The 8690-nt window shown below is 69.9% G+C and carries 9 protein-coding genes; 1 reads left to right on the plus strand and 8 read right to left on the minus strand.

What is annotated here, in order from left to right; translation table 11 throughout:
• The 6 genes from ACFYVR_RS26795 to ACFYVR_RS26820 form a co-directional block, all read right to left on the minus strand.
• On the minus strand, nt 1-125 hold a 125-nt coding region (locus ACFYVR_RS26795), incomplete at its 3' end, for a biotin carboxylase N-terminal domain-containing protein (protein WP_387479404.1).
• Nucleotides 126-312: 187 nt separating this feature from the next.
• Entirely contained in the window at nt 313-1785 is a 1473-nt protein-coding gene (locus tag ACFYVR_RS26800) for a condensation domain-containing protein (protein ID WP_387479382.1), read from the minus strand.
• Nucleotides 1786-1830: 45 nt separating this feature from the next.
• Complete coding sequence (locus ACFYVR_RS26805) at nt 1831-2244, minus strand: SufE family protein (RefSeq protein WP_387479384.1); 414 nt, start codon at nt 2242-2244, stop codon at nt 1831-1833.
• Nucleotides 2241-3137 carry a sulfurtransferase gene (locus ACFYVR_RS26810; RefSeq protein WP_387479387.1) on the minus strand — a complete coding sequence of 299 codons (897 nt, stop codon included), beginning with the start codon at nt 3135-3137 and terminating at the stop codon, nt 2241-2243. Before ACFYVR_RS26810 ends, ACFYVR_RS26805 begins: the two co-directional genes overlap by 4 nt.
• A 103-nt stretch (nt 3138-3240) precedes the next feature.
• Nucleotides 3241-4671: a condensation domain-containing protein gene (locus ACFYVR_RS26815; RefSeq protein ID WP_387479390.1), complete on the minus strand. Its 1431-nt coding sequence runs from the start codon at nt 4669-4671 to the stop codon at nt 3241-3243.
• Nucleotides 4671-6158 (minus strand): condensation domain-containing protein, encoded by a 1488-nt coding sequence (locus ACFYVR_RS26820; RefSeq protein WP_387479393.1) that lies wholly within the window; start codon nt 6156-6158, stop codon nt 4671-4673. Before ACFYVR_RS26820 ends, ACFYVR_RS26815 begins: the two co-directional genes overlap by 1 nt.
• A gap of 513 nt (nt 6159-6671) precedes the next feature.
• Between ACFYVR_RS26820 and ACFYVR_RS26825 the strand changes: the two genes are divergently transcribed.
• A complete protein-coding gene (locus ACFYVR_RS26825) occupies nt 6672-7505 on the plus strand; it encodes an MFS transporter (protein ID WP_387479396.1) in 834 nt (277 codons plus the stop codon).
• A 36-nt stretch (nt 7506-7541) separates the two neighbouring features.
• Here ACFYVR_RS26825 and ACFYVR_RS26830 read toward each other — a convergent pair whose 3' ends face one another.
• Both ACFYVR_RS26830 and ACFYVR_RS26835 read right to left on the minus strand, forming a co-directional pair.
• Nucleotides 7542-8186, minus strand: coding sequence for a Maf family protein (locus ACFYVR_RS26830; RefSeq protein WP_387479399.1), 645 nt, complete (start codon nt 8184-8186; stop codon nt 7542-7544).
• Nucleotides 8183-8470 carry an acyl-CoA carboxylase epsilon subunit gene (locus ACFYVR_RS26835; RefSeq protein WP_387479402.1) on the minus strand — a complete coding sequence of 96 codons (288 nt, stop codon included), beginning with the start codon at nt 8468-8470 and terminating at the stop codon, nt 8183-8185. The genes ACFYVR_RS26830 and ACFYVR_RS26835 overlap by 4 nt, the downstream gene beginning before the upstream one ends.
• Nucleotides 8471-8690: the final 220 nt, after the last annotated feature.

Consider the following 8690-nt stretch of genomic DNA (forward strand, 5'->3'; position numbering starts at 1 on the left):
GGCTCGGCGTACACGGCCACACTGCCGTACCCGGCATCCTTCGCCGCCCGGATCACCCGCACAGCGATCTCGCCGCGGTTGGCGACAAGCACCTTCGTGATGTGCGCGCTGGCATGACTGGGCACTGAGCCTCCTGTAGATCGCAACGGGTGATCACAGCGGATCCCCGACCGAGTGTCGGACCCGGCTGGCTTGTTGACGGCAGTACTTCGGAGTGTAGGCACCGGCCCACCTGCGCAGGTAACCGGCTCGCGCATCGGTCCGAGCGCCGCGCGAAACACGCTAAACCCTACTGACCAGTAGTTTTACGGTTCACTGTGTGACGCGCTCCGACACCGCGCAGGTTCCCGTCCCGACGACCTCCTCCATCAGGCTGCGCAGCCGGCCGATGTACCGGTGCACGGCCGCGGTCGCGGTGTCCGTCGCCGGGTACCGGGCAGCGATGTTCACGCCCTGCGGGGTGCGGTTCACCCACACGTACACGTCGTCCTCGTACTGCTTGCTCCGCAGTGCCCGGGTGTTGCGGTCCGCCCACTCGGTCGCGGCCGGAACGAACCGCACATCCATGTAGGAGACGACGAACCGGGGGCGGGCGGTGGTACCGAGGACCTCACACACCCACTCGTACGGCACCCGGGAAGCGGGCTTCGCGGCGGCGACCTGCACCGCCGCCCGGCGCACCAACTCCGCGAAGGAACCCGCACCGCGGACCCGGAACCCGACCGGGCTGATCCCGACGAACCATCCGATCGAGCCCGACCACCCCGCATCGGCCCGGGTGCTCATCGGGGTGACCGCCTCGAACCTCTCGGCGCCCGCCAGTTCTGCCCCCGCGACGGCCAGGCAGGCGAGGGTGCCCGCGAAGAACCCGTGCCCGATCTTGCGGCACGCCACCGCGAACATGTCGGCCCCGGCCGGATCGAGAACCCAGGCGGACAGCCCGCGTTGGGGAAGTGGACGGTCCGGGAAGTCGCCGAGATCGAGAGGGAATTCGGGCAACCGGCCGCCACCGAGGTCGAGGACACCGCGCCACAACGCGACAGCGGGATGGTCGGCGTCCAGTTCGCCCGTCGCGGACCGTTCCCGGGCACCGAAGTCGAGGTAGCTGCCCACCGGGAACAGGTCGGCTTCCGCGTCCCCGAGTTCGCGCCGGTACAGCGACTCGATCTCCTGGCCCACCAGGACCACCGAGAATCCGTCGACGATCGCGTGGTCGGCGGCGAAGTAGACGGTGAATGCGCGATCGCGGTCCGGCGGTTCGATCGTGGCGAAGGCGAACGCCGGCCAGGACGCCGGCGACGTGCAGCCGTCGAAGAGGGCGTGCAGGTGCTCGAAGTTCTGGGCCCCGGACGTCCGGTAGCCGTGCTTCCGCGCGCTGACCCGGACGCGGCCCGGCGCCACCGTCCGCCGGCGCAGCGCCCCGCCGTGCACCGGGATGTGCGGCGGCGGGATGGTCGCGTGGCTGCGCAGGCCCTCGTGCCGGTCGATCCACGTGTCGACGGCGCGAGCGAACGCGGCGGTGTCGAGTCGGCCCGCGATCTCGAACGCGGTTCCCAGCCACGACTCGCGCCCGGGTCCGGACCGCATGCCCGCGTCGCGCAGGCGCCCCTCCTGGATGAAGGACGTGGCCCGCGGATCCTCGAACCACGGATTCGACGGGGCCGGATCGACGCTGCCGTGACCCCGCTCGCTACCGCCGTGCCCGCCGGTGACGGGTGCCGTGGGAATCCACTCGGTCAACGTTCCCGCGGCGACCGGGTAGTCGGCCAGCTCGGTGAACTCCATCGGCAGCACCTGTTTCTCGAGATCCGCGCGCCGAATGGATCGCATTCACTCGCGCAGATGACGTTTGATGCGGGTGAGCATCGCGGACATGCCCCGAAGGCGCAGCGGGCTGACGGCGTCGGCCAATCCCAGCGCAGCGTAGAAGTCTCCGGGCACGTCCAGTATCTCCTCCGCGCTCTGCCCGTCCAAACCCTGGTGCAGGATCGAGGCGAACCCGCGGGTCGTCGGAGCCTCCGGCGGCGCGCTGAAGTGCAGACGCACCTGCGAGCGGTCGGAAGCGTCGACGGACAGGAACAGCGGTGACTGGCACTCCGGCACCGGCTCCATCGCCGCCTGCTCCAATTCCGCTGGCAGCGGCGGCAGTTCGCGACTGAACTCCAGCAGCAACTGCAGCTTCTCCTGACCGTCGACCGAGGCGAAGTCGTCGACGATCTCGGCGAGCGGGGCGGGCAGCGTCATGCGATCGCCGTGACCTCACCGGGTGCGTCGCCCTTGACGATCGGGACCCGAACGGCGTTGCCCCACTCCGTCCACGATCCGTCGTAGTTGCGGACGTTCTCGAAGCCGAGCAGGTGGGTGAGCACGAACCAGGTGTGGCTGGACCGCTCACCGATCCGGCAGTACGCGACGACGTTGTCGGCGGACGCGAAATCGCCGTAGATCTCTTCCAATTCGGCTCGGGACCGGAACCGGCTGTCCGGGGCCGCGGCCTTCGCCCACGGAATCGACACCGCGGTCGGGATGTGTCCGCCGCGCAGCGCACCCTCCTCCGGGTAGTCGGGCATGTGGGTTCGCTCGCCGGTGTACTCCTGCGGCGACCGCACGTCGATCAGGGGGGCACCGCCCAGATGCGCGAGGACATCGTCCTTGAACGCGCGGATCGGTGCGTCGCTGCGGTCGACGACCGGGTAGTCGGTGGGTGCGTACTCCGGCACGTCGAGGGTGGTGTCGCGGTTCTCCGCGATCCATGCGTCACGGCCGCCGTCGAGCAGACGCACGTCCTCGTGGCCGAAGAGGGTGAACACCCACAGCGCGTACGCCGCCCACCAGTTGCTCTTGTCGCCGTAGATGACGACGGTGTCGTCGCGGCCGATGCCCTTGCGGCTCATCAACTTCGCGAACGTCTCGCCGTCGATGTAGTCGCGGGTCACCGGATCGTTCAGGTCGGTGTGCCAGTCGATCTTCACCGCGCCGGGGATGTGGCCGACGTCGTAGAGCAGCACGTCCTCGTCCGACTCGACGATCCTGATTCCCGGTGCGCCGATGTGCGCGCCCAGCCACTCCGAGGTGACGAGCCGTTCCGGATGCGCATAGGCCGCGAAGGACGGGTGGGGATCGGGCGCAACGGGCACGGGCGGCCTCCTGACGACGAGACGGTGGGTTGACAACCGCGAGTCTATGCGCCCGGCGGCTCCGGCGTCCGGGCGTGGGCCGCCGGAGTGCCGGACACCGTCGTCAGCCCGCCGACTCGATCAGGACCAGATCCTCCTCCGGATCCCGGACCATCACGCCACGGTCGCAGACCTCCGTGAGCACCTGCACCAGACGGCACAGGAACCGCTCGATCGTCGACTGCGCGATCGCCGTGTTCGGGAACCGCGACCGAATCGAGAGTCCCTCGTCCGTGCGGGACAGCCAGAACTGGGCGTCGTCGCACACCGTCACGTTGCTGATGTGATGCGCGTTGATCTCGCGGTGGCGCTCGGTGCCCGCGAGCCGCCGGTAGTCGATGTACGACACCATGAACAGGTCCGTGCTGGTGCGGCGGTAGCCGTCCCCGACCCCGGCCCGCACCTGGGGCATCGACACCCCGCACAGCGACAGCGACGACCGGAACGACGCGTGCGTGTCCGTGAGTGACGTCGCGAAGTCGTCGGGGTGGTCGATCCGGACGGTGATCGGCGCGCTGGTGGTCAACCAGCCGATCGAGCCTTCCCAACGCGGGTCCAGGCGGGTGTGCAGTGGAAACTGCAGCGGAACCACCGTCGGTGCGCCCTCGCGACGCAGCGTCGTCCCGATCGCCGTGAGGACACCGGTGAACATCGCGCCGCCCGCGGCGGTGCACACGCGGTCGAACCGATCCGCGTCCGCCGCACCGAGCAGTCGCCGCACGTCGGACGCCTGCGGTGCGGGACTGCCCGGCTGCACACCGAGGTCGAGCGGGAAACTCGGCGCGGTGCCGCCGCACGCCTCGTAGAAGTGCGCCCACGCACGGATCCGCGGATCGGAGGCGTCGACCTCCTCCTCGGCGGACTCGTCCACGCAGTAACTCATGAAGCTGCCGGGGTCGTCGAGGTGGGTGTGCACGTCCTCGTCGGCGATCGACGGTGACGCACAGATCAACTCGTAGACCTGCCGCAACTCGCGGATGGCGATCACGAGCGAATAGCCGTCGACGATGGTGTGGTCGAACGCCGCGAGCACCGTGGTCGAGTGCGCGCGCTCCACGGTCGCGAACAGGAACGCCGGGAAGGTCAGCGGATCGCAGACCTCGGTGAACCGGGCCCGCAGGTGGGTGCGCAGGGCAGCGGTGTCGTCGAACTCGAGGGCCTCCGACGGCGCCACGGCCACCGCGTGCGGCGGAACCATCAGCCGGCTGATCCGATCCGGCAACACCTCGAATCCGGTCCACAGCGCGTCGTGGCGTCGGGTGATCAGCTCGAACGTGCGCTGCAACACCGTCCGGTCCAGTGGCCCCGGAACGTCGAAGCTCGCCGCCATCCACACGCTGCTGCCGACACCGTGGGTGCGGGCGGTGTCCAGGTGGAATCGCTGGTTGTAGCTGGGTGGGACGTCCGACTGGACGAGCTCGCTCGTGGGCGCCAGCGTCCACTCCGTCAGTGCGCCCGGCTCGATGTCGTAGCGGTCGATCGCGGTGACGTGCATCAGCGTGATTCTTCCGTCCCCGACGGAGCGTCCGCCGGAATGATCCTGTGATCGCCCTCGCGCGCGACCTCCGTCATGATCTCGGAGAGACGGCGCCCGTACCGGTTCACGGACTCGTGGGCCTGCGGGGTGTCCGGGTGCGAGATGTCGATCCACGTTCCGTGGTCCATCCGGTTCACCCACATCGACGCGATCGTGGTGTCCTTCCCGCCGACCAGGCCGGTGGCGTTGGCGGCCTCGTACTCCTCGGACATCGGGAGTCGGCGGCCGTCCATGTACGACACGATCGGCGGCACTGTCAGGCCCGCGAACTCGCTGAGCGCCGCGACACCACGCTCGGCGACGACCGTCTCGATCGCCTGCTGGATCGACACCGCGCCGAGTTCCTTCCCCGATCGGAACGAGTTCTGGGCCGGCTTGACCAGATCGGTGAACGTCGCGGCGTCCCCGGTCGGGAAACCGACGGGGATCAGGTTGATGTACCAGCCCTGCGACCACTCCGTGTCGTCGCTGTCGCGCGTGGACAACGGGGACATCGCGAAGTAGCGGTCGCGGCCGGCGAGCTCGCGCTCGGTCACCGCCAGCGCGGCGAACACCCCACCGGCGAAGTTCCCGCCGTTCGCCCGGCACACGTCCGTGAACCGGTCACTGTCGGGGCCGTCGAGCAGCACCACCCGGGTGCCGATCCCCGGTCGCGGACCGCCCTGCGTTCCGAGGTCGAGGGGGAAGACCGGCATCGCGCCGCCGATGGCGCGCAGGTGTTCCATCCACCCCTCGACCTCGGGCGACGTGGTGGTCAGGGCCGCCGCACGCGCGCGCTCGCGCCTGCTGAACTCCAGATAGCTGCCCGGCTCCCGCAGGTCGTGGCCGGTGCCGTCGGCCTCGGAGTCGTACAGGGTGCGCAGTTCTGTGAACGTGTACGCCATCGACGTCAGGTCGGTGTGCGCATGGTCGACGGCATGGAAGAGCGTGAAACCGGCGCCGTCCGGATGCTCGACGGCACCGATGACGAACGCCGGCCACGCCAGTGCGCTGGTCGCGGTCGCGAACCGGTGGGCGACGTGGTCACGGACCGCCTCCGGGGTCCGCGGGAGGTCGACCTCGCGGGGTTCGATCTCGATGGACTCCGGTGCGATCACGTGCCGACGCATCCGGTTCCCGAAATCGGACGGGTCACCGTCCGCATCGGCGAAGTCGAACCAGCTCCACAGCGTCTCGTTGCGGCGTAGATACGCCTCGATGGCCCGTGCCATCGCCTGCTCGTCGAGGGCCCGGTCGATGTCGAACGCGAGCCCGATCCACGGAGACTGCATCTCGCCCCGCGCCGCGGTGGCCGCGGCACGGCGCAGGTGCCGTTCCTGGATCGTCGACGGCGCGGTGGGATTCTCGGGGGCGGAGCGGGCGGCGTCGGCGGCGCGCTCGGTCACCCTCCACTCGACGACCCGACCGGCCGGCGGGGTCCAGTGAGTGATCAGGTGAAGGTCCATGTGGTCGGGCTCCTACGAGACGTGCAACGCGGGCACGCCACGGTCGTTCGGCGGGCATCGCGGTGGGGTGAGGCTGACGGGTTGCTGTCCGATTGCTGTGTGGTTACTGTGTGGTTACTGTGTGCGGTGCTGCGGGTTTTCGGGTCGAGGGCTGCGCGAGCAGGTGACCGTTCACCACCACCACCGCAGCACAATCGCCACATTCAGGGTTCTGGAGCGATCGAGTTCCGTCAACGGCTACGCCACGGAGCAGTCTCGCCCCAGGGCATGCCACCGAACAGACACGGTACCCGGACCGTGTCGGTTACGGTGATGCGCCATGTCGATTGCTCACCGCCACGCCGACCACGTTGCGGCCGCCTCACACCCGGTCGGCTGGGGTCCGTGGCTCGGCCTCGCCGCCAGCCTGGTCGCCGTCTTCATGCAGCTCACCCACTGGAACCTGTTCGGCTGGGGTTGGCGCGCCATCTTCTACGTCAACGTCCCACTCGGCGTCGCGGCACTCGTCGCCGGATGGCGGTACCTGATCGACGCCCGCGCACCCGCGACCGCCGCCTCGACCCGGTCGGGGCGTTGCTGTCCGCGCTCGGCCTGTTTCTGCTGGTCTTCCCGCTCGTCGAGGGTCGCGAACGGGACTGGCCGCCGACCCTGCTCGCGATGCTCGCGGCGTCGGCACCCGTACTGGTGGTCTTCGTGCTCTACGAAGGCCGGCTCGGTCGCCGCGGCGGCGATCCGGTTCTTCCGCTCGGGCTGTTCGCCGACCCGGCCTTCTCGCGCGGGGCGCTGCTCGCCTTCGCCTTCTTCGGCACCCTGTCGTCCCTGGTCTTCACCATCGCGCTGACCCTGCAGTACGGATACGGCTTCAGTGCATTGCGCGCCGGCGTGACGACCATGCCGTGGGCGGTCGGCACCGCCGTCGCCGCGGTCCTGGCAGGTACCGTCGCCCGCCGGATCGGCAACCGGGTGTTGCCGCTCGGGATGACGCTGTTCGCGGGATCCCTGGTCGCGCTGGCGTTCATCCTGCCCGCCGTCGGCGACGATCCGTCCGGCGCCGTGTTCGTCGTCCCGCTGCTCGTCGGCGGCGCCGGCCTCGGCCTGTTCGTGGCGCCGCTGCAGGCCGCGATCCTCGCGACGGTCCGGCCGGCGAACACCGGGGCCGTGTCCGGGCTGCTGCCGACGGTGCAGCAGGTCGGCAGCGCGGTCGGGCTCGCCGTCGTCGGCGTCGTGTTCTTCGGTCTGGTCGAGGACGGCCTCGGCGCCGGCCGGATCGAGGCGTTCGTCCAGCCCAGCAGCAGGTGCTGTTCGGTGTGGCCGCGGTCGCCGCGCTGCTCGGCCTCGCCTCCCTGACCATGCCGCGCCGGAACCCCGCCTAGGGGCCGCCCGTCAGGCGGGGTCGGGGGAAGCGGACCACAACTCGGAGATGCCGACTCCCACCTCGCCAAGCAATCGCCGAACCAGCGGAAGCCCGATACCGATCACGCTCGACGGATCACCGTCGATCCGGTCGATGAACCAGCCGCCGAGCCCGTCGAGGGTGAACGCCCCGGCGACCTGCATCGGTTCACCGGAATCGAGATAGGCCTCGAGGTCGTCGCCGGACGGCGTCCCGAAATGGACCACCGTGGCACTGTCGTCGCTCGCCTCGCCGACCGCGACGCCACCCCGCACCCGGATCACACAGTGCCCCGTCAACAGGATCCCGCTGCGGCCCGCCATCGACCGCCACCGGGACCGCGCCACGTCCGCCGTGTGCGGCTTGCCCTGCAGCTCACCGTCGATCAGCAGCATCGAATCGCAGCCGATCACCACGGCATCGGCGACGACGTCCGCCGGGAGCGCGGGCAGCACCGCCGCGGCCTTCGCACGCGCCAGTTCCGTCACCACGCGATGCGGCTCCGCCCGCGGACCCAGGGACGCCTGCACGGCGTCCTCGTCCACACCGGACACGTGCACGTACGGCTCGATCCCCGCCTTGCGGAGCACGGTGCGCCGCGCGGGCGAGGCCGACGCGAGAACGAGGCGCGTCACGCCCGGTTCAGGAACGAGTACGGCGAGAACGGTGCCCGCCCGCGGTGCATCTTCGTCGGCTCGCCCCAGTGGTCCGGGGGAGTGGTGTCGACCGGCTCCGCTCCCGCACCAGCCGCGGCGACGAGGACGGCGACCAGCGCCGCGACCTCCACATCGGTGGGATTGCCCTTGAGCACCTTGATGACCGGCAATGGCGTACCTTCACTCGCGGCTGCCGCATCGACAGCGGCAGCGGCCTCGGTGAGCACCTCGACCTCGTCGAGTGTCGTCTCCGTGTCTGTCACCGTCTCAATGTATTCGCTGACGCTCATAGTTCTGACGCCTCACTGGTCCTCGGGGTGTTGACAGGTACTGCGGCGCCGTCGCCGACGCTCACCGCGTCGACGGTGTCGCCGACGCTCACAGGGGAATGTTTCCGTGCTTCTTCGGGGGCAGGGTGACCATCTTGCGTTCGAGCAGGCGCAGGGCGGAGACGATCTGGCCGCGGGTGTGGCTCGGGGGGAT

Origin of the sequence: Rhodococcus sp. NPDC003318 (genome assembly GCF_042879035.1) — a bacterium.
Classification (GTDB): Bacteria; Actinomycetota; Actinomycetes; order Mycobacteriales; family Mycobacteriaceae; genus Rhodococcus_G.

Coding starts and splice junctions, on each gene's coding strand:
- ACFYVR_RS26800 (WP_387479382.1), bottom strand. CDS start 1,785: ATGGAGTTCACCGAGCTGGCCGACTACCCGGTCGCCGCGGGAACGTTG.
- ACFYVR_RS26805 (WP_387479384.1), bottom strand. CDS start 2,244: ATGACGCTGCCCGCCCCGCTCGCCGAGATCGTCGACGACTTCGCCTCG.
- ACFYVR_RS26815 (WP_387479390.1), bottom strand. CDS start 4,671: ATGCACGTCACCGCGATCGACCGCTACGACATCGAGCCGGGCGCACTG.
- ACFYVR_RS26820 (WP_387479393.1), bottom strand. CDS start 6,158: ATGGACCTTCACCTGATCACTCACTGGACCCCGCCGGCCGGTCGGGTC.
- ACFYVR_RS26825 (WP_387479396.1), top strand. CDS start 6,672: ATGGCGGTACCTGATCGACGCCCGCGCACCCGCGACCGCCGCCTCGAC.